This is a genomic window from Capnocytophaga sp. oral taxon 326 str. F0382, assembly GCF_000318295.1.
In the GTDB taxonomy this organism is placed as follows: Bacteria; Bacteroidota; Bacteroidia; order Flavobacteriales; family Flavobacteriaceae; genus Capnocytophaga; species Capnocytophaga periodontitidis.
On record NZ_KB291404.1, the window covers coordinates 1 to 20,885 of the forward strand.

Consider the following 20,885-nt stretch of genomic DNA (forward strand, 5'->3'; position numbering starts at 1 on the left):
CTTTTCCTCCCATTGTCGAATAAAAAATTTCAAAAAGACAACCTAAAAGCCGAAAATCGTGCGTATCGTGTCCAAACAAGCCGTAAAGCCGTATAAAACTCCTAAAATGCAACAAGATGAAAAAAGAACCCTGTATCGCAACCAAATTCGTGTCTCACGAAATAAGTCCCTTAGAGCATCTGAAAGACTGCCAAGTCTATCAGCTCCGTGTAAAGCTCAATAGCGGTGAGAAACTCAACCGAATAGAGAAAAATTGGATTACCCAAGCGGTCAATAGTAACTGCTTTTTCAGAAATGCTATCCCCTTATTGGGCTACCGATTTGATTTTTCCGATGTACTGAGAAAGTTCATTGTAAAGCAGTATAATACTTGGTATGAATACTATGCTATCGACCGCACCAGCCTCCGTGCCTATCTTTATGGGCGTATAGACCTAATAGTAGAAATTTAGTAACCTAATAACAAATAGAACGCTTATGAATATCGTAGGAAGACTTACCGAAAATGCACAAGTACAAACCCTATCAAATGGCAAACAAGTCGTTAATTTCTCTGTAGCAGTGAACGACAACTACCGAAACAAAGCAGGTGAAAACGTACAACAAACCTCCTTTTTTGACTGTGCTTATTGGCTCAGTACGGGAGTTGCTCCGTATCTTACCAAAGGCACATTGGTTGAATTGGAAGGACGAGTATCGGCAAGAGCGTGGCTCAATCGTGAGGGAGAGCCTCAAGCAGGCTTGAACTTTCACACCTCCAAAATCAAATTCCACTTTAGCAAGAAAGCAGAAGTAACACCTAATACCTCTGCAAGTGAGACAAATAACGCAAATGCCATAACACCTTTGCCAAAGCCCCAAGTCACAGCAGGGCAAGTCGCAGAGGAAGACGAGGACGATTTACCTTTCTAAATGTATAACCCTTTAAAATTGAACAGAAAATGAATATCAGCAAAACACCTACAACACACCTATTGGTGCGTGCCTATACCAATAGCGAATGGGATAGTTGCGACTTTGCTCTTATCAGCCTTACCGAGCAATGGCTTGAGAAAGTGAAAAAAGTAGCCCAACAAGTATCTACCCTAAAGAGCGACCCCGATTTTGTGAACCTTAGTTTCTATGAGGCAAGAACCGACTTTTATACCCTCAGCGATGAGGAACAGCCCGATTTATCCTTTTTGGAAGAACGTACTTGGGCTTTTGTGGAACTCACTGAGGAGGAATTAGCCTCTTTCAATACGCCTGAAAGCCGTTTGGATATTTACCGAAGCGTATTTACTCGATACGATGATTTCTATATAAAAGCCTATGGAAAATACTCCTCCGATGAGTATTGGACAGATGACATCCGTTTTGATGAACTTTTTAAAACCTTTGAAAAATGATAATAACAGACCTCAATGGCGCACCTATAGAGGTAACCGACCTTGATAAAGCCTTAGCGCAAGCCGATAGCTTTAGAGGCTATAAGCATACTGACAGCACCCACAAGGCGTTAGATAAGAGGCTAAAAGCCTATTGGCAGGACTTATATATTAAACTAAAGCAACTCAAAGAAGCCCAAAACTCAACCCTTAATAAAACCTAACAGCCTATGGAAAGCGTTTACTTAGTCTATAAAACCGATAGCTGGCACTATATGAGTAGCCGTGTCCTTATGCAAGTATGCACAAGCAAGTACAAAGCAATCGAAGTGATAAAAGCCTATTGCAAGCGGTACAAGCTACCCTTTACTCAAGACGACCTAACCAACTTGCAATGGTACGACCAAACCCAATGTAGCAAAAGAAGCATTGAGTTTGAGATAGAACTCCAAGAAGTAGTTTAACCTAAAAAAGTGTATCTCAATGAAACCCCTCAAACAACCCTTAGCAACCGACACCCAAGCCCTATCCTATATAGGGATAATCATCCGAACTTTTGAACCACTGCACTTTATGAACCTTAGCGACCAAGACCGAGAGGCAACCCTTAAAGCCCGACAAGCCTTAGAAGCTATCGTAAAGGCAAACGGCTACATAGTGAGTTATCACACTGAAAACACTATTAAAAAAGCCCCTTAAAAGATAAGGATATAAAAACAGAAGTATTAATTTAAAAACGAAGTAATGAAGACACTTAACATAAATGTATTTCCCTATAGTGAGTTATCTATAACCTCTCAAAGAAAAGCCGTAGAACACTTTAGATACATCAATGTAGATAATGTAGATTGGTGGGAGGGTGATTTTATTGATTTTGTAGCATTATGCACCTATATCGGTATTGATGTACACCCTAAACAAATCTTTTTTAATGGCTTTTATTCTCAAAGTGATGGAAGCTGTTTTTTCTCTTACATAGATATTCCTAAAATGATAGATGGAATTTCTAAAAAGCGTTGGAGAGAAATTGCCCCTAACTTGCTCTTAGAGTTTGACAATTGCCCTATCCCTAAAAGAATTGTCAAATTAATAGAAGTTGGTGCTATTGACTACTATGCACTTACTAACATTCCTAAACAAGGTTATTATATAGATTTGGAAATCCAATTCTTTTTAGGCGATAAAACCTACAAACGTATAGAAGAAACCTTAAACACTCTAAAGGAATGGTTACAAGAGAGTTTAGAAAATATCAATCACCACCTATTTTGTAGTTTGCGAAATAGTTATGAAACACTTATCGGTGACGAAGCTATTGCTAATAGCCTTATTACAAATGAATATCTATTTACCAAAGACGGATATTACAGCGACTACCTAATGCAAAAAATCAATATAACAGAAGTATCAATTTAAAAACGAAGTATCCAATGGAAACCCATTTTTTCAATCAAATTGCTCAGTTAGCCATACAAGGCAAACTACACTTAGTCATAACTCAAGAAGCAAATAGCCAGCTTGTTGTATCGGTATTGCTTGAGAATGAACAATGTTCAGACCCTGCCAAGCACCTTTTGCCTCCCTTAGTACTTAGAGGTACTGCCGAAGAATTAGATGCAGGCTTTTTTCAAAGCATCACCCAACCCTTAGAAGAAACCTCGTCTCTGCTTGTGAATATGGAGCAGTACATCGAGGCGCAAAAGCAAGCCCAAAGGCAATCAGCTATGGAGAAAGAAAAAGCCGAGAAACAACAAAAGAAATACGATGAGGCTATGAAAAAAGTAGCTGATTTAGAAGCACAGGGCAAGTACCGAGAAGCGTGGTCAAAACTACCTCCTCCCGATGAGTTCCCTAACTATGCCGATAAAATCCGCAAAAAAAGGTCAGAACTATCCACACACTTTGCCCCTACCTTGTTTGAAGAATAAGTATTAACCCCTAAAAAAAGTATTGTTATGCTCATAGCTACCCAACTGAAAAGAATGTTTGTCTTTGAAGAAAACCGACAAACTATTCATCTTGCCGACCCTAATCCATCGTGGTCAGTAGAGCAAGTCAAGAATTTTTACAGCACCCATTACCCCCTGCTCACCAATGCCAAAGCAGGCACACCTTACGTAGAGGGAGACAGCGTTGTCTATCCCCTACAAATCACAATGGGTACAAAAGGCTAAATCTCTATTAATTCTAAAGCTATAAGCCTTGTAAAACAGCTTAAAACAAGGCTTAAAACTAAAAACGTTATCAAAAAACTAAAAACAAGCTAAAAATGTATGCAACAGCAATCCCAACAAAACCTCGCACCCATACAAAGCGAAGCACAGAGAGAACTCTACCGCAGGTTAAGAGAGTTTTCCAAAGCAGTCCAACGCCCAAAAGACCGCTCACAGATACGTCAAGAACAGCAACAAGTAGCCCCGAAAACTCTTTTGCCAATGGTTTTCTAAAAACGACCTTTCCTCCTAAAGTGTATCACTCAAGCAAGCACATCATTTTTAGTGGAGAGGAGCAAGCACAGCTAAAAACTACTCTCAAGCGTTCCCTTGCTCAAATGGCAGACCATTACGGCTTTACTCCCTTTCCCATAGAGCAGTACGACCTTTCTTGTGGGATTGCCTTAGCCCTTTCTTACAGCCAAGAGCAAATCAAAAAGAGAGATACCAAAGGCACTTTCTGTGAACTAAAAGTATTGAAAGCTCCCAATGGCAATGCTTTTTTCTCTTGCGAAGAACGTTTTTATTTGCCCAACGAAGTGTTTTTTGTCCCTCTGCAACCGCTTTATAGACTTCTGAAAGTACATAAAAACAAACCACTTTATGAACTATTTTTATCGGTATATGCCTACCTAAACCAACGTGCTTTTATAGCAAACTATGTACAAGAAGATTGTTTTGTGGCTTATGCCTATGAAATGTTGCAGGATTGTATTAGCCAAGACTATGAAGAAATAGCGGAAAGAGAGCACCTCCTGCACCTTTTAAAGCAGGCACAACAAATAGGTGCTATTCTTTCCAAAAAGATACGAAACCCTTGCCATTTAGACTTTTTTCAAATACGCAAAAACCGATTTATTCCTAAGAATGATTTAGAAGCCGAATGCCTTGCCCTCTCACAAGCCTTTTATACCTTGTGGCAAGATTTTCCTAATCACTCTATCTATACCCATTTGCACAGAGCAGAGGACTATGAGCAAGGTGAAGAGGAACTTTTTGAAGTAGAGAAATACCTATCTTTTGTCTATGAAGACCAAAGCGACCTATTCCATACCTATCTTTTAGATTGGCTCAATGGAGAATACTCCCAATGCAGTGAGATAGAACTCCCTACCATTTACAAACATTTCAACAGCACAACACCCCTTGCTAACTTTGATTTTGAACAGCGTTTCTTTCCTCTCTTAACCGAACTTATAACCCTTTTAAACCGCATTTAAAATGAAATACACAGACCTCACCCCAGAAGTAGGGGAAGTATATCGCCCTACATCGGCACTTGTTTTTTACGAAGACAGTAACCGCTACAACCCACAGAGTTATGTAGAGTACTTACACCTTGATAACAATGGTAACCCTACAAGCGCACAACCGCTTACCCTCGACCAAGCGCAAGCACTTGCCAAAACGCTCACCTGCCAAAAAGAGCAAGCACAAGCCTTTCTAATCTCTAAAGGTATTATTCCTCGCAGGGTGCTCCATCTATCCCATAAAGGTAAGGGGCAAGCTGTTTGGTACTCTAAAGCACAAAAAAAGCAGTTGTTTTTTGCCTCCTCCCTTGCTATAGAAAACAAAGAAGTAAGTCTACCTCCTCTGTTGTGGAAAGCTACCCCCAAGAGCCTTTGGATATATGCCTTAGCCAAAAACCAAAAGCCACACCTTAATACACCTCTGTGCTATGCGCCTTTTTTCAACGTCCATGAAAATGGCAATGTGTGTATGGGGTCTGTGCAGGTAAATGAGCGTAAAGCCTCTTGCTTAGAAGACTTTATCACCCAATGGGAAGATTATTTTTTCAATAGCTATTTTTCTCATCAATTAGGCTCATATCCTATAACCAAAATACCCTTAATAAGCCTTTGGCAGGAACTCACTCATAGTAATAAGCCTTTCCCTTGCGAACTGCTCAATCCCAATCACCTCACCTTACAACAAATCCTATAACAATGAAACAGAGTACAAACATCCTCAACCCTTTCAACACCTCTGTCCAAACACACAAAGAGCGGGTACATTTTACTGATACTGCTTTGCTCAATGCTACCAATCCTATTAAAGTACATCTGATAGGAGCAGGAGGCACAGGCTCACAAGTAGCCACTGCTTTAGCACGTATCAACCACGCTTTGGTTGCTTTAGGACACGCAGGATTATCGGTAACCCTTTGGGACAACGACTTTGTAAGCCCAGCTAATCTCGGCAGACAACTTTTTTCGGCTTGTGAGTTAGGAATGTACAAATCCACTGCTCTAATAAGCCGTATCAATCGCTTTTTTGGTACAGATTGGAGAGCGCAAACACAGCTATTCAGCATTGAGACCTTTCCCTCTGAAGAAGAAACAATGAGAGGAAGTATTTACCTTTCGTGTGTAGATAGCGCAAAGGCACGCTTTGACATTGGGGAAGTACTCGCTCATTTAGAACGAGCCCATCACTACCACAACAACCCTAAGTATTGGTTAGATTTTGGCAACAGCACCCATTCAGGGCAAGTGATTTTAGGTACTTTACAAGCCATTGAGCAACCTCATAGTGATACTTTTACTCCCATAGATATCCTACCTACTGTTACCCAAGCCTTTGGAGAATTATTAACGCAATCCGAGCATAATGAAAATACCCCAAGTTGCTCCCTTGCTGAAGCCTTAACCAAGCAAGATTTGTTCATCAACGCCACTCTCTCACAAATGGGAAGCACCCTACTTTGGAACTTATTCAGAGAAGGACTCACTCCTTACAGAGGCTTTTTCCTCAACCTCAAAGACTTTCGTACACAACCCTTAGCTGTATAAACAACAACACTGACAAGCATTTTTTATGACTGCTTGTCAGTGCTATTAATTGCCTGTCGTGGCTCACGACCTTCTTTTCTTTGAGAAAGAAAAGAAGCAAAAGAAAGACCTTACAGATAGATTTTTTGTTAGTTTAGGATAAAGAGAAGCCTTATAAGAAAGCCATTAAAGATAAAAAGAGGAGCTATTTCTTATAGTTAGCCTCCAAAATTTTTAGAATATCACTTTGTTTAAAGAGAATTTTACCACCAATTTGGATATAAGGAAATAGCCCATCATCACGGTATTGCTGTAGGGTTCTTTTGGTGATATGCAGCAGCTCACAGACCTCCTTTCCTGATAGAAATACCTCGCCGTCAAATACAGGACGGAAGTTTTTAAGGATAAAGTCCATTTGCTGTTTAAGGTTTTCAAGCTGACTTAGGTAAGAGCTTAGTTCCTGGTGTGTCTCTGTGAGTAAGTTCATCGGGTTTGAAGGTTAGAGGTTAAAAGCTGTTCTACATCACTACGCTTAAAATAGTTCTTGCGGTGGATACAAGAGAAAGGTAATAGTTTTTGGTCTTTATAATACTGCAGAGCACGCTTACTAATGCCCAAAAGCAGACAAACCTCCTGAGAGTCCAACCACTTTTCTTTTTGCCAAATACCTTTGTAAGTATCCATTACCACTTGCAGAGAATTGTTGAGTTGCTGTACATCTTTTTGTATCTGTTCAAAAACAGATTTTTCTATAACTACTACTTCCATTTGCATTATTTTGCGCAAAGGTAAAACAAAACAAGCCCACTTTTAAAAGTAGGCTTGTTTTGGAAGAGAAAGGAGGATTTTGGCTTTATATCTTTACTCTTTCTTCACATTAAACTCAAAATCAAGTTTTTGTTCATTGCCGAAGGAGTCGCTTATCCAAACGGAGAAAGACTGGTTAGCTTCTGAGGCAGAAGTGTAGTAAAGCCTAAACGCTCCTTTGGAGGCAAGTGGATAAACATCATTAACAAGTAAGACTTCTCCTTGTGGAGAGGTACGCAAACTTCCTTTTCCCTCATACTGAAAGTAACGAATAAAATAGCGGTTCTCATCGTATTGGTAGGGAGAGCGCAACTCACAGCGTATTTCCACCATATCGGTTTTACCTATGTTTTTAGGCACAGGCAATACCTTTACCTCAAAAGGGAAATTTTGTTGTACGTCCAACTCTTTTTTACAAGAGGTGAATAGGCTCACACATAGCATTGCGATGAGTCCTATTACAATTTTCTGATTTATTTTCTTCATCGTATTGTCTTTTAAAGGTTAAAACATATAGCGCAGTCCTACAGTAGCACAGGGACGCAGTAGCTCAAAGGAACTTCCCCACAGAGCTGCTACTTTGCCAGAGCAAAGCACTAAAAAGTGATCACTTAGGTAAGTCTCTACCTGCAAGCCAATTTGTGCGCCATAGAGAAAATTATTTTCGTTCTTTAATAGTGCCCCATCAGGAAGGAGGCTTTTGCTGTGATTGACTACCTCATAGCCCAAAAGAGCTTCTGCTCCTAAGTTCAAAGCCACCGTTTTACTGCTGTCACTGATCAAGGCAAAGCTATAACCTCCTGCACCTATATACCTCTCAACGGGTATATTCAGACTCTTGTAAGGGTACAATCGCCTTTGATATTCAAGGGAAAAATGCTTGTAGTTACCCCTTTTAGCATTGATACTATAGCCTAACTGCACCCCAAAATCATCAGAAAAAGAGGAAGTAAAAGCCTCTGCGGGTGCGACCCAAGAGAGCGAGATACCTTTTTGCTTGGGTAACAATCGCTGTGCCTGGGCAATGGAGCCTCCTAAAAAGCACAGACAAATACAAGTGATAATTCTTACCATTGGCATTAAAATTTAAGGTTAAACTGTTCGATAGGGCGAGCGGCTATAATCTCCTCGTTAGTGATGAGGAACGATTGGTAGCGAGAGCCGTTCTTTTCAAAGATTTCTACCCGCAAAACCTTGTCATCAGAGAGGGTGAGTTGGTCTAACATATACACTGAGCGAGCTTCTTTATGAGCCTTTAGCAGGGATATAGGTTGGTATACGCGCAAGGGATCAACGGGCACTTCTTGTACAATGCTCTTTTTAGTGGTCTTCTTATCAATGATTTTAAAAGTGATAAAATCTACTTCAAAAGGCAGGTTAGAGCGATTGGACAATTGCACATCTACATAGAGTTTGCTATTGTGTACATAGATGCCTTTTAGTAGCCATTGTATACCTGCATTCTCCGAACCTATATGCTTGATGTAATTCTTCTTCTGATGATAGATAGACGACATAATAATTTGTGCTACCGCAGGTGATTCCCAGCCTGTGTCAGAGAAGAGAATATCCGATTTCACATTATTGCCTTGGGGCATTCCTCTACCAAAATCAATGGTAAGAGGCTGTGGCGTGGTATGATAACTTACCTCAAAGCTATAAAAGCCTCCGTCTTGAGTGATGACCGATAGGTTGGTGCTATCGGTAAAGTCTGTTTTAGCTGCCTTCACCCTTAGTACATTCTCGGCATCTTTCACCTTGTCAGCTACTAAGTTTTCACTGCCTAAATCCACATAGCGGATAGAAGCAGGAAAGATAAGATGGGTTGTTTGGTCATAAGCCACCTGCAAAGGATACGGCACTACCTTTCCTGATTGTGCTAAAAGTTCCTTTTTCTCAGTACTGAGAGTTGTGTTTTCCTTTGCCTCATTCTGGGCTTGCACGGTAACAGTAAGCATTGTTACTGATAAAAATAAGTGTAATTTACGCATAAATAAAATGATATTAAGTGTGTTTAATAGGTTGAAAAATAAATAATTGTGTTGTTTTGTGCTTTGTTGTGTGTTTATGGGTTTGTCTGAAAGGCTATTTCTTAGAGATAAGCAGGAGCTGATAACCTGCTTTAACCCTTATGGAAGGTTGTGCAATTTTTTTAGAAAGATAAGACGTACCTCCTTGTACGACCCCTTTGCTCAGCTCAGAGACAATTTGGTCTTTGGCGGAAGAGCTAAAGGTAAAGCTACTCCCTGAACTTTTGCTCATTCCTGCTGCTATCTCTCTAAAGGCATTGGCATCGGAAGAAGCGGGCAGGTATAACCCTTGTTGCCCATCGATGTCGTAGGCAGCTATAGAGACAGGAATTACCTTGCCCTTGTATTCTAAGGATTTTACGGTGAGTAACAATCTATCACCACTCACTTTAGCAGAGGCTGTAAGCAGCTCTCCTTTAGGAATGAGTATGCCTGCTACTCGTATAGGCTCTAAAAGTCTTAGCTGCACCCTTGAGTTTTCTCCTAATAGCTGTTCGATATGTGTACAAGCGCGAATGCTATTCTTTAGGATACTACCTTGTGGCTTAAAGCTCTCGCCATTGAAAAAAGAGGTCTGTTGCTCCTTTACCCATTCTTGCAGAGCCTCCTTCTCGGACTGCTTGCGGGGCAAACGACTGACTACCTTTTCCTCTGGAGTATAGACAGGAGCAATGTTTTTACTCTGTTCTGCATTATCAGCTTCGCTACTATTGTTTCCCTCGCCCTCTTGCGAGCCTGCACCCCCCATCATTGAAGGGTTCTGTTGTCCTTTGGGCAAATATCTTGAAGCCATTTCATAAGACTTTTCCATCAATGCCATTTGGGCATCTATAGAGGTAGGATCTTGCTTATTGGAGAGTTGAGACTTAAGAGAGGCTATCTCTTCTTTGAGTCGTTGTTGCTCCTCGTAAGCACTATTGTCTTGGTAGAAACTGCCTAAAGTCTGGTGAATATCGCGATAAGACTGAGCGGAACGCTCAAAGGCATTAGGGGTAGCCTTGCGATAACGCGGAGTGGGTTCTTCTTCCTCCTCGATAGCTTCAGGATATTCCTCGCCTTCGTCTTCTTGCCAATAATCAGACAGTGCATTGAGAGAGGCTTTTTTATCAGCTTCTTTTTCTTCTAAGAGGGCTTCTTCGTAGGCTTTTTCCTTGTCAGAAGGCAAGAGAGTTTCGGTAGCTTGTGGTATTGCCTCATTGATACCTACTTGTGTTTGCTCTTGCTCACTTCCGCCACCAAAAAGCAGATACATACAAGCGAGGAAGATTATCCCCATTAGGGCATAGATGACAATTTTCTTGAGTTGTTGTTTTTTAGCAAGGGCTTTTTCCTCATTGCGCTCTTGGAGGGCTTTTTCCTCTTCTTCACTGACCAAGAAACTTGGTGTAGAAGAAGGAGCGTTAGCCTTATCTGAGGCAGGGGTATTACCGTTTTGCTCTGGAAGGGGTGTGTTCTTTTCCATTATTAAGTTGTTTAAAAATTAACGAATCCTTTTTTGGGGTATTCCCCTCAGTAGGTACAATAGCCTTGTTGTCAATATGCTGTATGGCAGGGGCTTCGCCTTGGTGGTACTCTTGGTAAGCGTGCCATAGTATAAAAAGAGTAAGTAGCGAGTAGACTGCAAAAGCTAAGAGTACCAAGCGTTTTCTTTGTGAGGGTGAAAGTCCCTGACAATAGCTTTGGGTTTGCTTTTTTAGAGAATGTATCTCTCTTTGGATCTTGGCTATCATCTCTCTACGGTTCTAAGGTCTTTGTTTTCTATTACATTGAACTGTTCGATGATAAATCCTTGAGGGTTGTTATCAGAACGCACGGAGTTAATCAACCTGCAAGAGGTAATAAGACTCCTTTCGGTGATGTTGCTGGCGCGGGTGATGAACTGTTTGGCAAAGGTTTCCACCTGATAAGGATAGCTATTAAAGTTACAGCGCACGCTATCGATGACTACCCTTTGGAGGATATTGCCAGAGATGATGCGGTTGTAATAGCCTTTTTCAGCCAAATCTTTATAGTAGTTAAAGGCAGATTTATCAGCCATAAAGAAGGCACGTTTGGTATTGTCTTCAATTGCTTTTTTATCGGGGGCTAAGTTGAAGAAGAGTTCGTGAAACCTGCGCACGTGTTCTTTAGCTTCGACAGGGCGATTGATTTTCTCATCTTGAGAGAGTGCCAGCATTAGTGATTTACCATTGTCTAACACATAGATTTTCTCGCGCTGTTTTTCGGCAAAGTAATAGGCATAGCCTACAGCGAAGATACTCACGCCTGAGCAAAGCACTGCAAAGGCTATGGCATACATACGGATTTGCTTGAATCCGTTTTCGATGTTTCTAAAGATTTTAAATTCCATTAATTTTAGTATTCAATTAGACTTGTTTTTACTTCATTAACCTACCTATAATATTACCTGAAAGAGAGCCAGCTCCTGCACCTGCTATATTACCTGCATTAGAGGTAGCTTGGTTTACATTTCTACCATAATTACCCATACCTCCTGCTTGTATAATCCAACCTGCCACAGTAGGAATGGTAAAATAGCCTATAATACCAATGACCATAAAGATAATGTAGGCTGTGTTGGTAGTATCAGGAATGAAACTCGGGTCGGAGAGTTGTTCGATGTCTCGTTGTAAAATAAGGGATTGGATACGTGCTAAAATAGCACTGAACAAATCGGATACAGGAAGCCATAGATAGACACTTACATAGCGGGTAACCCATTGTAGTAAGGTAGATTGAAATCCATCCCATACCGAAATGGCAAAGGCTATAGGTCCTAAAATAGACATCACCACAAGAAAGAAAGTGCGTATGGTGTCAATCACTAAAGCGGCTGCTTGAAAGAGCATTTCGAGTAGCTCACGAAACCACGATCGGATGCTTTGCTTGAGGTCATACATCCCTCTTTCAATATACATTCCTGCCATTACAGCCATATCTTCGGGCATCCAACCTAATTCATCAATCTTTTTGTCAAACTCTTCATCCGAGACGAGATAGGCAGTTTCGGGGTTGCGCAATTGTGCTTCTCGCTCTAATCGGTCTTTTTGCTCTTGTAGTTTGTGCAAATCGAGTGTTTGTCCTTCTAAGATGCTATGGGTACCTGTTACCACAGGGCTTAACACTGTATTCATTGTTCCTAACACCAGAGTAGGGAAAAATATCACACACAGCCCTATGGCAAAGGGACGGAGCAAGGGATACACATCCACAGGTTCGGCACGAGCTAAGACTTGCCATATACGCATTGCCACATAGAACAGTGCCCCTAAGCCTGCTAAGCCTTTGGCTATGGCAGACATCTGAGCTGTTAGGGGCATCATCTCATCGTATAAAGTACGAAGTATTTGGTGTAGATTTTCCATTTATCAGTTTTTACCAGTATTTGAGTTCCGTTCCATAGAGTGAGAGTACCTTTTGCGCATCGTTTTGCTTCTTAGCTCGTAGGTAGCTTACCGAGATGTTCTTCTGGGTATAGTAGCGTACTAAGTTATAGTACTCTTTCACTTCCTTATGCACCTTGTCGATAATGTCCATACGTTCTTTATCGTTCATCGATAGCGAAGAACTATTGACGATTTGTTGCAGGTCTTTGAGCAGCTTAGAACTTTCACCCAAGAGCTTGGAGTAGCCATTGGCAATAGCCGACAACTCTTGAGAGGAGAAGTTCGGGTCTTGGCTCATCTTCTTGAAGTTGGTTACATACATCTTGGAGATGTCGCCCACCAGTAGCACCGTTTCTTGTACTTTGCGGGCATCTTTTACCAAGTTATTTACCTTTTTCAGAGCATCGTAATACTCCTTGCCTTGGTTATAGAGCTTTTCCACCTCTCGGAAGTTGTTGAGCATATTCTTAGCTGTTGAGGAGGTCTGCACTATCTGCTGGGTAGTGTTGATAATGCTCTGAGCAAAATTAGTCGGGTCAGTTACTACCCATTGTGCGCTTAGTTTGGGGCTTGCCAGCATAGTTATAGCAAAAAGCCCCGTTAATAACATTTTCTTCATTGACTTTAATTATTATGATTTACGTATGATTATTAATTTATTACAGTCCATTAGCCATTTGTACGATGGCTTTTTCCAAATTGCCGTCTAACTTCTCGGAGAGTTCCATCACTTGGTGTTTTTCACTCTCTTCGGTGGTGTAGGCAAAGTATTCTTCTCGGCTTACCTCTGTGGCATACACCGCAGAGTGTGTGCCTCCTAAGCCTATCCACACTTCTTTGTATTTGCGACGAGAGTCGTTGGAGAGATTGATAGATAGGATTTGCGACTTCTCTTTCTCGGTAAGCCCTAACATCGCTTGGATAGCATCGAACTTGTTCATATACTTACGCTGGTCAAGCAATATCTTGCAATCGGAGTTGTTGATGATAGATTCCTTTACAATAGGTGAATGGATAATATCATCTACCTCTTGGGTTACAATCACTGCCTCTCCAAAGAACTTACGCACGGTTTTGAATAGGTACTTGATGTACTCCGCCATTCCTTCTTTGGCAATCGCTTTCCACGCTTCTTCGATGAGAATCATCTTGCGAATACCCTTCAGGCGTCTCATTTTGTTGATAAACACCTCCATAATGATGATAGTAACCACAGGAAAGAGTATGGGGTGGTCTTTAATCGCATCAATTTCAAAGACAATAAAGCGTTTGGAGAGCAGGTCTAACTCCTTGTCAGAATTGAGCAGATAGTCGTATTCACCTCCCTTGTAATAAGGCTCTAACACGTTGAGGAAGTTAGCCAAGTCAAAGTCCTTTTCTCTTACCTGCTTCTCTTGTAGTATAGCTCGGTAGTCATTCTTGATATACTCGTAAAAGCCATTGAAAGAAGGTGTGTGCGAGGGATTGTCTTTTACCAATTGTAGGTAAAGGTTCACTGCATTGGAAAGGGCTACCTCTTCCGCACGTGTAGGAGGCTCATTGTCTCGCTTCCAAAGGGTGAGTATCAGTGTTTTGATACTCTCTCGCTTTTCAATGTCAAACACCCCATCATCGGTGTAGAAAGGGTTAAAGGCAATGGGATTGTCCTCGGTATAAGTAAAGTAAATCCCATCTTTGCCTTTAGTCTTATGGTGAATAAGCTCACAAACTCCTTGGTAAGAGTTCCCTGTATCTACTAAAACGATATGTGTTCCTTGTTCGTAATATTGCCTTACTAAGTGGTTCGTGAAGAAGGATTTGCCACTCCCCGAAGGTCCTAAGACGAACTTATTACGGTTGGTGATAATCCCTTTTTTCATAGGCTCATCGGAGATATCCAAGTGGATAGGCTTGCCTGTGAGTCTGTCGGCCATCTTAATCCCGAAAGGACTGGAAGAGCTTTGATAGTTGGTCTCCTGAGTGAAAAAGCACAAGGCAGGTTCTATAAACGTGTAGAAAGTCTCTTCACTGGGGAAGTCGGCTGCATTGCCGGCTATACCTGCCCAATAGAGAGTTGCCGTATCAATGGTGTTATGGCGAGGCTTACACTCCATTGACGCCAAAGCACTACCCACATCGTTTTTAATGCTCCTAAGCTCTTGTGGGTTGTCCGACCACGCCATCACATTAAAGTGCGCTCTGATAGACGAAAGTCCGTAAGAGTGTGCCTCATTGAGGTATTGCTCTATCCACTCTTTATTGATTTGGTTGCTACGGCTGTATCTTGAAAGCGAGTGCATATTGCGTGCTGATTTCTCAAACTGTCTGAGATTTTCTTCCGAATTGTCCAAGAACAGATATTGGTTATAGATATGGTTACAACTCAGTAGCAAGCCCACAGGAGCTGCAAAGGACAAACGGCAATCGCTCTTATCGGTAGAGAGTCGCTCGTAACGACTATCGGCTTGTACCTTAGAAGGCAAGTCTTCTGTATCTGATAAGGTATGCACACAGAGTCTTTGGTTGCCAATGCGCATTTGCTCGGCAGAGAGGCATATATCCTGCAGGCTCTCTTTCTCATCAGTGGAAAGACTGAGATATTGCTCAAAGAGTCCCTTTTTGTGTGGAGTGCCTATATAGTCCTCTGTTTTGAGCTGACGGAGCTTTATCAGGTTAGAGTCATTTAAAATACGCTCTAACTGCGCTACCGCTTCCAAGAACTGGGTGGCGTGTTCTCGGTTAGTGAGCTCCTTAGGCAAGAAGTTTCCTTTGCAAAGGGAGGAAAAATTGCTTTGGGCTCTCATTCGGTTTTTGGTGGTTTGGGTGATGAACAGGTAGCATCTGTGATTTAAGAACGGACGTTCGTTAAAATGCTTTTCGTACGAATGAGAGAGAAAACTCAGGTTCTCTCCTTGCAGTTCAGGTTCATATTGTTCCTTGATAAACCAGTCCTGTTTGTGGATAATGGTATACTGTGGCAATACTTTGATAGCCTTATGCCAAAGTGAGTGGAGTATCTCATAGTCCTCACCCGAAATGGTAAAGAGCTCTGGAAGCTGCACCTCGAAGCCGACGCTGATGTCGGCTTCTTTGGTGAGCAAGCAGTCTTGTTCTATGGCAAGAATAGGGAACTTACTCTCTAAGGTGTTGATTTTAGAACTATTTCTCATTGAGGGTTGTTTTAGGTTTAGGGTAACGAATAAATTGGCGTGGTGATCTTTGGTGGCGTAGGTATTTGGGGTGGCGTTTGCGAGCTGCTTGTTTCATCAGGCCGTGTTCACCGTATTTCTGGTTTAGTGAAAAAGTCTGCCAAACCACAAGGCTGACCATACTAACGCCTACCCCCAAGCATACAAAAGAATTGACTCCTACCGTGTAGAGGATCATCACCAAGATGAGCACCGAGAGCAGTCCCCCTGCAAAGATGAAGAGGTATTGCGCTTTAAGTCCTTTGAACTCTACACTTCTGCCGATGCCTTTGTTGATAGAATAGCTATTTTTTGTCTCCATAATCTATAAGAAGAACGAACGCAAGATAGTAGCAGCTACAATTAGGAAGATACAAGCCCCAAACCAACTGGCAGCCGTTTTGCTGGTATCGGGGTCGCCACTACTAAACTTGTTGTACACCTTCACCCCACCGATGAGTCCCACCACAGCCCCTATGGCATAGATGAGCTTGGTAGCTGGGTCAAAATACGAGGTAACCATACGGGTAGCTTCGTTGATACCTCCTACGCCATTGCCCTGAGCAATGGAAAATTGTGCAACTCCTATCATCGTCAGCAGAAGGAGTCGTTTTAGAATTGATTTTCGCTTCATTGATAATCTGTTATTTTAAAATTTGGGGCAAAGGTAGGGGAATAGGAGATGAGGAGAATGAAAGTGGTAGGGTTTGGCTTAATATGGTTGTATATGGAAAAGTTTTTGTAATTTTGCAGGGTGGAATTTTAACAATTAAAGACTTTATGAAAATAACAATATTCTATTCATGGCAATCAACAACAGATCCAAAATACAATCATAATTTTATTTTGGAATGTATTAACGAAACTAAAGATAAGATTAAAGAAGAAGAATTTTATCAAACTATTGAGTTTGATATAAAAGATGGGATAAATGGGGAACCAGGATCACCATCTGTAGCTGATACTATTGTTGAAAAAAGAATTCCAAATTCAGATATATTTATTGCGGATCTATCTATAGTAAATAAAAAAGAACAGAAAAAACTTTTTTCTAATAATAATGTCATGTTTGAATATGGAGTTGCACGTAATGCATTAGGAAAAGAAAGAATTATAGGAGTAATTAATACTTTTTATGGAGAACCTGAAGAATTACCTTTTGATATACAACATATAAGATATCCTATTAAATATAAATATTCAAATAACAATGAAGAAGAAATTGAAAGCATCAAAGAAAGATTAATTAGTAATTTAAAAAATGCATTGATAACTATTATACAACATATTCTTGAAGAACAAAAAAATAAATATAGACCTTTTAAAACTTGGGAACAATGGAGAGAATGGAGAGATGAAATAAGTATAGAAAGTGAGTTTATAGAGAATAAGAAGACAAAAGAAATTAGAGATATTATAATGACGGAAATTAATAATCCTAATAAACTACCAATTAGGATTACAGGTCTTCCTGGAATGGGAAAAACTCGAATTTTATTTGAGATATTCAAGAAAGTAGAAAATAATCAAGAATCCATATTACTTTCAAATAGAATATTATATTTAGACTATAACTATCTCACAAGTGAGATTGATTTTTCTTATTTTATGTCTCAAGTAAACCAAAATAAATCAGATGCTATTTTAGTTATTGACAACTGTAATATTGATAAACATAAAATAATTGCAAAACATTTAACAAGAGGACTTACACTAATTACCATTGATTCAAACCCTGAAGAATATAGCTTAAATAAGATTGGAAATACCCAATATTTTGTCATAGAAAAAAAAGATTTTTCTGATATTACAGAGTGTATTATCTCATCAATGTTTAAGGGATTAGATAAGAATAAAATTGAACAGATAAAAGAGTTTTCAGATGGCATCCCCTTTATGGCCATTCTATTAGGAAGAAGTATTAAAAATGGTGAACTTATAGATGACATAGATAATAAGGAATTATTGGATAAGATTTTAGGAGAGAAAGCAAGTGTTAAGAACTGTAGAGCTATATTAAGGTCTTGTTCTTTATTTAGCAAATTTGGATATGAAGAAGATTTATCTAAACAGTATCAATTTATCATTAACAATAAAAAATTGACAATATCTAATGACACCGATGAAGTTAGGAACAGTACATTCAAGGAATTAGTTAAACATTATCAAAAAAGAGAGATATTTGAAAAAAAAGGACGTTATCTATCACTGCGTCCTTTTCCTTTAGCAATCCTATTGGCACAAGAATGGTTTGAGAATACTGACAAAGAAAAGTTTTATGAGATAATTAAAGAAATACAAGAACTTGACTCTCCTCATGATACGATTTTAATTGATTCATTATCAGAACAGCTTAAGTATTTAAAATATAGTGATAATGCTAAACAGATAATTGAAACAATAGTAGGAGAAAACTCCCCTTTTGATAGTACGGAAGTTTTAAATACTGAATTGGGTTCACGCCTCTTCCGTTCATTTGTAGAAGTGAATCCAGTAGCAATATCTGATAACCTTTATAGACAATTCAACAATAAAAAAACAGAAGAGCTATTAGAATTTAAAGAAGGAAGACGAAATATAATATGGACATTAGAAAAGCTATGCTTTGGTAAGGAAACGTTCGCTAATAGTACTAAAATATTGTATAGACTTGCGGTTGCAGAGAATGAGTCGTGGGCTAATAATGCAACTGGGCAATTTCTACAATTATTTCATATTTTCTTAGCTGGGACAGAAGTTTCTCTAAAGGAGAGATTAAAGATTATCAAATGGGGGTTAGGTATGAAAGACGAAAAGTTTACCCAATTAGCTATTAAAGCAATGGCTTCTGGTTTAACAACTAACCATTTTGTAAGAATGAAAGGTGCAGAAAGGCAAGGAATAGATGAATTAAAAGATTATGCCCCTATATATGATGTAGAAATATCAGAATACTATAACAGTATATTAGATGAACTTATCAATCTTATTAGAAGTGAAGGTATATATATAGATGAAGTAAGTAAAATTATTGCTGATTCCATTAGAGGTTTGACTAACATAGGTTTGATAGCTATAGTACTACCATATATAGATGATGTTATCGCTATAAAAAATGGAATTTGGCAAGAAGGATTAGATAGCATTAGAATGACCTTAGCTTTTGAAGGTAATAAAATATTAGAAGAACATAGAACGCACTTACAAAAGATTATAGAAGAATTATCAAAAGATTTTATGACTCGTTTTAGAAGTTATGATAAGTTCTATGATAAAAACTACTCTCTTGAAAAGTTTGAAGAGAAAGAAAAGGAACGAATGTATTCTTTAGCCAAGGTTTTTATGGAGTTTAAAGAAGTAGAGCAAAGAGAACTTCTATCTAAACTCTACAAAAGAGAGCGAGGGATCTATGTAATATATCAATCATATTTTGGCAAATCAATAAGTGATTTTTTTAATGATAATATAGATAAAAGTGAAAAATTTATTAATATATCATTATCAATAGCAGAAGAATTAGGCGAAGAATTGTTTGATTATTCAATTCTATTAGGCTTTATTGAGCAATCAGAAAGAGAAATTAAGAAATATTTTTATCAAAAAGTAGGAGAAAAATCGTATTTAAATTATCTTCTGTTTATTTTTGTTGCTAATGATGAGAAAGGAGTTGAGCACTTTGATCAATTATTTAAATTAATAGATAATCACCCTCAATTGTTTAGTTATTTAGGGCATTTAAAGTATAGGATGGCTTTACAAAAACTCAGTATACAAGAGATTGAATCTTTACAAAATAAGCTATTAAATTATGAGATACAGGGGTATATAATGATTTTTGAGCTATTAAGTTCTATTCGTACTCAAGATGCTGAAAAACAAATTGTCATAGATGGTTTTTTGAAAGAGTGTATATATAAAATAGGAGTACAATGGAATAATAACATTGATAACTTTCAATACTTTAATCATATAAGAAATATTCTTAAAAACGAAGAAAAAGATGAGAAATTATGTTCATTTGTGGTAAACGATATTATCAATTATATAAACTGGGATACTGCACTTAGTTTGGAACCATATAGAAGCATATTTGAAATTGCATTGAGTGATTATTTTGATAGCACTTGGGCAATTATATCTTCTGCTATAATCAATGAGCATGATGGATATATGAAATTCTGGGGGATAAAGCAGCTATTAGGAGAGCATATTAATAATATATATACAAAAAAGGATATATTATTTAATAATAATATTGAGAAAATTATAGACTGGTGTAATAAGAATCAACCTATTGCACCTACTCTTATTGCTGAATTAGTTCCTATATATAATGAAGACCGAACTGAATGGAATCCTATTGCAAAAAGATTAATAGATGAATTTGGAAGTATAAAAGAGGTTCTTCACGGATTAGAGGCCAATATGAATAGCTTCTCGTGGTCAGGTTCTATTGTACCCTTACTTGAATCTAATAAAAAATTACTTGAAAGCATTGTGGACAATAGTAATCCTATAGTTTCAGAATGGGCACAGCAGAATATAAACGAGTTAAGCAAACGAATTATTCAGGAAAAAAAGAAAGATGAAGAGTATTTTATAACATAAAATATTACACAAACTCCCTAATATCAAACTCCGTTTTACTCTCTACAGTTTTAGGCAACGCCTTCTCCAAGAGCGTACTTACTTTAAGAGTCGCTTGGGGCAAGGCTTTTTCTATGGCTTCTAATAAGCTGGTACCCTCTACCTTTTGCAGTAGCTCTATGTTCTCGGTGGTAACCTCTTCTTTGTCCTCAGAGAGGAAAGTAGCTACCTTTTCCAAGTCCTCAAACGAAAGTCCTGTAGCAAAATCATTGTCCTCTGCCTCTGTACGATAACTGCGCAAATCCTCTTCTTCATCTTCAAGGTTTATGATAGGTTCCTCTTCCCATTCTGTCAGAATATCCTGTTGCTCTTTTTCTGTTAAGGGGATAGCTGTAGTAGCTACCTTTGCAGGAGGCACAAACCTGCTTTCCCCCATTACCGATGTTGAAGGAGGTGTTTTGGGTATAGGGGTAGCTTTAGCTTGGGAAGCTCTCTTTTTAGAAAGTGTTATAGGCATTTTGTCCGATAGCAACAACAAAATCACCACGATAAGTAGTAAAATGATAATCTTTTCCATT

The 20,885-nt window shown here is 39.1% G+C and carries 27 protein-coding genes; 13 read left to right on the forward strand and 14 right to left on the reverse strand.

The window, feature by feature from the left end:
- Positions 1 to 116: 116 nt before the first annotated feature.
- From HMPREF9073_RS06665 to HMPREF9073_RS06720, 12 genes are all read left to right on the forward strand, one after another.
- Entirely contained in the window at positions 117 to 452 is a 336-nt protein-coding gene (locus tag HMPREF9073_RS06665; protein WP_009413224.1) for a hypothetical protein, read from the forward strand.
- 25 nt (positions 453 to 477) lie between these two features.
- Positions 478 to 912 (forward strand): single-stranded DNA-binding protein, encoded by a 435-nt coding sequence (locus HMPREF9073_RS06670; protein ID WP_009413225.1) that lies wholly within the window; start codon positions 478 to 480, stop codon positions 910 to 912.
- A gap of 29 nt (positions 913 to 941) precedes the next feature.
- A complete protein-coding gene (locus HMPREF9073_RS06675) occupies positions 942 to 1,388 on the forward strand; it encodes a hypothetical protein (protein ID WP_009413226.1) in 447 nt (148 codons plus the stop codon).
- Positions 1,385 to 1,591: a hypothetical protein gene (locus HMPREF9073_RS06680; protein WP_009750740.1), complete on the forward strand. Its 207-nt coding sequence runs from the start codon at positions 1,385 to 1,387 to the stop codon at positions 1,589 to 1,591. Before HMPREF9073_RS06675 ends, HMPREF9073_RS06680 begins: the two co-directional genes overlap by 4 nt.
- Positions 1,592 to 1,597: 6 nt before the next feature.
- Positions 1,598 to 1,831 (forward strand): hypothetical protein, encoded by a 234-nt coding sequence (locus HMPREF9073_RS06685; RefSeq protein ID WP_009750741.1) that lies wholly within the window; start codon positions 1,598 to 1,600, stop codon positions 1,829 to 1,831.
- 19 nt (positions 1,832 to 1,850) lie between these two features.
- Complete coding sequence (locus HMPREF9073_RS06690) at positions 1,851 to 2,066, forward strand: hypothetical protein (protein ID WP_009750742.1); 216 nt, start codon at positions 1,851 to 1,853, stop codon at positions 2,064 to 2,066.
- A 45-nt stretch (positions 2,067 to 2,111) separates the two neighbouring features.
- The gene (locus HMPREF9073_RS06695) at positions 2,112 to 2,783 is read left to right on the forward strand and encodes a hypothetical protein (protein ID WP_009750743.1); all 672 of its coding nucleotides are present in this window, start codon (positions 2,112 to 2,114) and stop codon (positions 2,781 to 2,783) included.
- 14 nt (positions 2,784 to 2,797) lie between these two features.
- Complete coding sequence (locus HMPREF9073_RS06700; RefSeq protein ID WP_009744764.1) at positions 2,798 to 3,295, forward strand: PRTRC system protein E; 498 nt, start codon at positions 2,798 to 2,800, stop codon at positions 3,293 to 3,295.
- A gap of 27 nt (positions 3,296 to 3,322) precedes the next feature.
- Positions 3,323 to 3,541, forward strand: a complete 219-nt coding sequence (locus tag HMPREF9073_RS06705; protein ID WP_009744763.1) for a PRTRC system protein C — start codon at positions 3,323 to 3,325, stop codon at positions 3,539 to 3,541.
- Between the two features lie 95 nt (positions 3,542 to 3,636).
- Positions 3,637 to 4,800 (forward strand): hypothetical protein, encoded by a 1,164-nt coding sequence (locus HMPREF9073_RS06710; RefSeq protein ID WP_009750744.1) that lies wholly within the window; start codon positions 3,637 to 3,639, stop codon positions 4,798 to 4,800.
- A gap of 1 nt (position 4,801) precedes the next feature.
- Positions 4,802 to 5,524 carry a PRTRC system protein B gene (locus HMPREF9073_RS06715; RefSeq protein ID WP_009750745.1) on the forward strand — a complete coding sequence of 241 codons (723 nt, stop codon included), beginning with the start codon at positions 4,802 to 4,804 and terminating at the stop codon, positions 5,522 to 5,524.
- Between the two features lie 2 nt (positions 5,525 to 5,526).
- The gene (locus HMPREF9073_RS06720; RefSeq protein ID WP_009750746.1) at positions 5,527 to 6,372 is read left to right on the forward strand and encodes a PRTRC system ThiF family protein; all 846 of its coding nucleotides are present in this window, start codon (positions 5,527 to 5,529) and stop codon (positions 6,370 to 6,372) included.
- 184 nt (positions 6,373 to 6,556) lie between these two features.
- On the opposite strand, the gene HMPREF9073_RS06725 is transcribed toward HMPREF9073_RS06720, so the two are convergent.
- From HMPREF9073_RS06725 to HMPREF9073_RS06785, 13 genes are all read right to left on the reverse strand, one after another.
- Positions 6,557 to 6,838 (reverse strand): helix-turn-helix domain-containing protein, encoded by a 282-nt coding sequence (locus tag HMPREF9073_RS06725; protein WP_009750747.1) that lies wholly within the window; start codon positions 6,836 to 6,838, stop codon positions 6,557 to 6,559.
- Positions 6,835 to 7,119 (reverse strand): helix-turn-helix domain-containing protein, encoded by a 285-nt coding sequence (locus HMPREF9073_RS06730; protein ID WP_016419923.1) that lies wholly within the window; start codon positions 7,117 to 7,119, stop codon positions 6,835 to 6,837. The genes HMPREF9073_RS06725 and HMPREF9073_RS06730 overlap by 4 nt, the downstream gene beginning before the upstream one ends.
- A gap of 93 nt (positions 7,120 to 7,212) precedes the next feature.
- The gene (locus HMPREF9073_RS06735; RefSeq protein ID WP_009750748.1) at positions 7,213 to 7,644 is read right to left on the reverse strand and encodes a TraQ conjugal transfer family protein; all 432 of its coding nucleotides are present in this window, start codon (positions 7,642 to 7,644) and stop codon (positions 7,213 to 7,215) included.
- 18 nt (positions 7,645 to 7,662) lie between these two features.
- A complete protein-coding gene (locus HMPREF9073_RS06740; RefSeq protein ID WP_232212905.1) occupies positions 7,663 to 8,232 on the reverse strand; it encodes a conjugal transfer protein TraO in 570 nt (189 codons plus the stop codon).
- Between the two features lie 5 nt (positions 8,233 to 8,237).
- Positions 8,238 to 9,149, reverse strand: coding sequence for a conjugative transposon protein TraN (gene traN / locus HMPREF9073_RS06745; protein ID WP_083866081.1), 912 nt, complete (start codon positions 9,147 to 9,149; stop codon positions 8,238 to 8,240).
- Between the two features lie 94 nt (positions 9,150 to 9,243).
- On the reverse strand, positions 9,244 to 10,650 hold the full coding sequence (gene traM, locus HMPREF9073_RS06750) for a conjugative transposon protein TraM (protein WP_009750751.1): 1,407 nt from the start codon (positions 10,648 to 10,650) through the stop codon (positions 9,244 to 9,246).
- Entirely contained in the window at positions 10,613 to 10,918 is a 306-nt protein-coding gene (locus tag HMPREF9073_RS06755; RefSeq protein ID WP_009389096.1) for a hypothetical protein, read from the reverse strand. Before HMPREF9073_RS06755 ends, traM begins: the two co-directional genes overlap by 38 nt.
- Complete coding sequence (traK, locus tag HMPREF9073_RS06760) at positions 10,915 to 11,538, reverse strand: conjugative transposon protein TraK (protein WP_009389087.1); 624 nt, start codon at positions 11,536 to 11,538, stop codon at positions 10,915 to 10,917. Before traK ends, HMPREF9073_RS06755 begins: the two co-directional genes overlap by 4 nt.
- Positions 11,539 to 11,566: 28 nt before the next feature.
- Complete coding sequence (gene traJ / locus HMPREF9073_RS06765) at positions 11,567 to 12,553, reverse strand: conjugative transposon protein TraJ (protein ID WP_009750752.1); 987 nt, start codon at positions 12,551 to 12,553, stop codon at positions 11,567 to 11,569.
- 10 nt (positions 12,554 to 12,563) lie between these two features.
- Entirely contained in the window at positions 12,564 to 13,193 is a 630-nt protein-coding gene (locus HMPREF9073_RS06770; protein WP_009744749.1) for a DUF4141 domain-containing protein, read from the reverse strand.
- 40 nt (positions 13,194 to 13,233) lie between these two features.
- On the reverse strand, positions 13,234 to 15,723 hold the full coding sequence (locus HMPREF9073_RS06775; protein WP_009750753.1) for a TraG family conjugative transposon ATPase: 2,490 nt from the start codon (positions 15,721 to 15,723) through the stop codon (positions 13,234 to 13,236).
- Entirely contained in the window at positions 15,713 to 16,063 is a 351-nt protein-coding gene (locus HMPREF9073_RS06780; RefSeq protein ID WP_009750754.1) for a DUF4133 domain-containing protein, read from the reverse strand. Before HMPREF9073_RS06780 ends, HMPREF9073_RS06775 begins: the two co-directional genes overlap by 11 nt.
- Positions 16,064 to 16,066: 3 nt before the next feature.
- Entirely contained in the window at positions 16,067 to 16,333 is a 267-nt protein-coding gene (locus HMPREF9073_RS06785) for a DUF4134 domain-containing protein (protein ID WP_369699435.1), read from the reverse strand.
- A gap of 26 nt (positions 16,334 to 16,359) precedes the next feature.
- Between HMPREF9073_RS06785 and HMPREF9073_RS06790 the strand changes: the two genes are divergently transcribed.
- On the forward strand, positions 16,360 to 20,328 hold the full coding sequence (locus HMPREF9073_RS06790) for a hypothetical protein (RefSeq protein WP_157453501.1): 3,969 nt from the start codon (positions 16,360 to 16,362) through the stop codon (positions 20,326 to 20,328).
- 4 nt (positions 20,329 to 20,332) lie between these two features.
- On the opposite strand, the gene HMPREF9073_RS06795 is transcribed toward HMPREF9073_RS06790, so the two are convergent.
- Positions 20,333 to 20,884 carry a hypothetical protein gene (locus tag HMPREF9073_RS06795; protein ID WP_009750756.1) on the reverse strand — a complete coding sequence of 184 codons (552 nt, stop codon included), beginning with the start codon at positions 20,882 to 20,884 and terminating at the stop codon, positions 20,333 to 20,335.
- Position 20,885: the final 1 nt, after the last annotated feature.

Bases quoted from the DNA above. Each gene is read 5' to 3' on its own strand.
- HMPREF9073_RS06665 (WP_009413224.1), top strand. From the start codon at position 117: ATGAAAAAAGAACCCTGTATCGCAACCAAATTCGTGTCTCACGAAATA.
- HMPREF9073_RS06670 (WP_009413225.1), top strand. From the start codon at position 478: ATGAATATCGTAGGAAGACTTACCGAAAATGCACAAGTACAAACCCTA.
- HMPREF9073_RS06675 (WP_009413226.1), top strand. From the start codon at position 942: ATGAATATCAGCAAAACACCTACAACACACCTATTGGTGCGTGCCTAT.
- HMPREF9073_RS06680 (WP_009750740.1), top strand. From the start codon at position 1,385: ATGATAATAACAGACCTCAATGGCGCACCTATAGAGGTAACCGACCTT.
- HMPREF9073_RS06685 (WP_009750741.1), top strand. From the start codon at position 1,598: ATGGAAAGCGTTTACTTAGTCTATAAAACCGATAGCTGGCACTATATG.
- HMPREF9073_RS06690 (WP_009750742.1), top strand. From the start codon at position 1,851: ATGAAACCCCTCAAACAACCCTTAGCAACCGACACCCAAGCCCTATCC.
- HMPREF9073_RS06695 (WP_009750743.1), top strand. From the start codon at position 2,112: ATGAAGACACTTAACATAAATGTATTTCCCTATAGTGAGTTATCTATA.
- HMPREF9073_RS06700 (WP_009744764.1), top strand. From the start codon at position 2,798: ATGGAAACCCATTTTTTCAATCAAATTGCTCAGTTAGCCATACAAGGC.
- HMPREF9073_RS06705 (WP_009744763.1), top strand. From the start codon at position 3,323: ATGCTCATAGCTACCCAACTGAAAAGAATGTTTGTCTTTGAAGAAAAC.
- HMPREF9073_RS06710 (WP_009750744.1), top strand. From the start codon at position 3,637: ATGTATGCAACAGCAATCCCAACAAAACCTCGCACCCATACAAAGCGA.
- HMPREF9073_RS06715 (WP_009750745.1), top strand. From the start codon at position 4,802: ATGAAATACACAGACCTCACCCCAGAAGTAGGGGAAGTATATCGCCCT.
- HMPREF9073_RS06720 (WP_009750746.1), top strand. From the start codon at position 5,527: ATGAAACAGAGTACAAACATCCTCAACCCTTTCAACACCTCTGTCCAA.
- HMPREF9073_RS06725 (WP_009750747.1), bottom strand. From the start codon at position 6,838: ATGAACTTACTCACAGAGACACACCAGGAACTAAGCTCTTACCTAAGT.
- HMPREF9073_RS06730 (WP_016419923.1), bottom strand. From the start codon at position 7,119: ATGGAAGTAGTAGTTATAGAAAAATCTGTTTTTGAACAGATACAAAAA.
- HMPREF9073_RS06735 (WP_009750748.1), bottom strand. From the start codon at position 7,644: ATGAAGAAAATAAATCAGAAAATTGTAATAGGACTCATCGCAATGCTA.
- HMPREF9073_RS06740 (WP_232212905.1), bottom strand. From the start codon at position 8,232: ATGGTAAGAATTATCACTTGTATTTGTCTGTGCTTTTTAGGAGGCTCC.
- traN (WP_083866081.1), bottom strand. From the start codon at position 9,149: ATGCGTAAATTACACTTATTTTTATCAGTAACAATGCTTACTGTTACC.
- traM (WP_009750751.1), bottom strand. From the start codon at position 10,650: ATGGAAAAGAACACACCCCTTCCAGAGCAAAACGGTAATACCCCTGCC.
- HMPREF9073_RS06755 (WP_009389096.1), bottom strand. From the start codon at position 10,918: ATGATAGCCAAGATCCAAAGAGAGATACATTCTCTAAAAAAGCAAACC.
- traK (WP_009389087.1), bottom strand. From the start codon at position 11,538: ATGGAATTTAAAATCTTTAGAAACATCGAAAACGGATTCAAGCAAATC.
- traJ (WP_009750752.1), bottom strand. From the start codon at position 12,553: ATGGAAAATCTACACCAAATACTTCGTACTTTATACGATGAGATGATG.
- HMPREF9073_RS06770 (WP_009744749.1), bottom strand. From the start codon at position 13,193: ATGAAGAAAATGTTATTAACGGGGCTTTTTGCTATAACTATGCTGGCA.
- HMPREF9073_RS06775 (WP_009750753.1), bottom strand. From the start codon at position 15,723: ATGAGAAATAGTTCTAAAATCAACACCTTAGAGAGTAAGTTCCCTATT.
- HMPREF9073_RS06780 (WP_009750754.1), bottom strand. From the start codon at position 16,063: ATGGAGACAAAAAATAGCTATTCTATCAACAAAGGCATCGGCAGAAGT.
- HMPREF9073_RS06785 (WP_369699435.1), bottom strand. From the start codon at position 16,333: ATGATAGGAGTTGCACAATTTTCCATTGCTCAGGGCAATGGCGTAGGA.
- HMPREF9073_RS06795 (WP_009750756.1), bottom strand. From the start codon at position 20,884: ATGGAAAAGATTATCATTTTACTACTTATCGTGGTGATTTTGTTGTTG.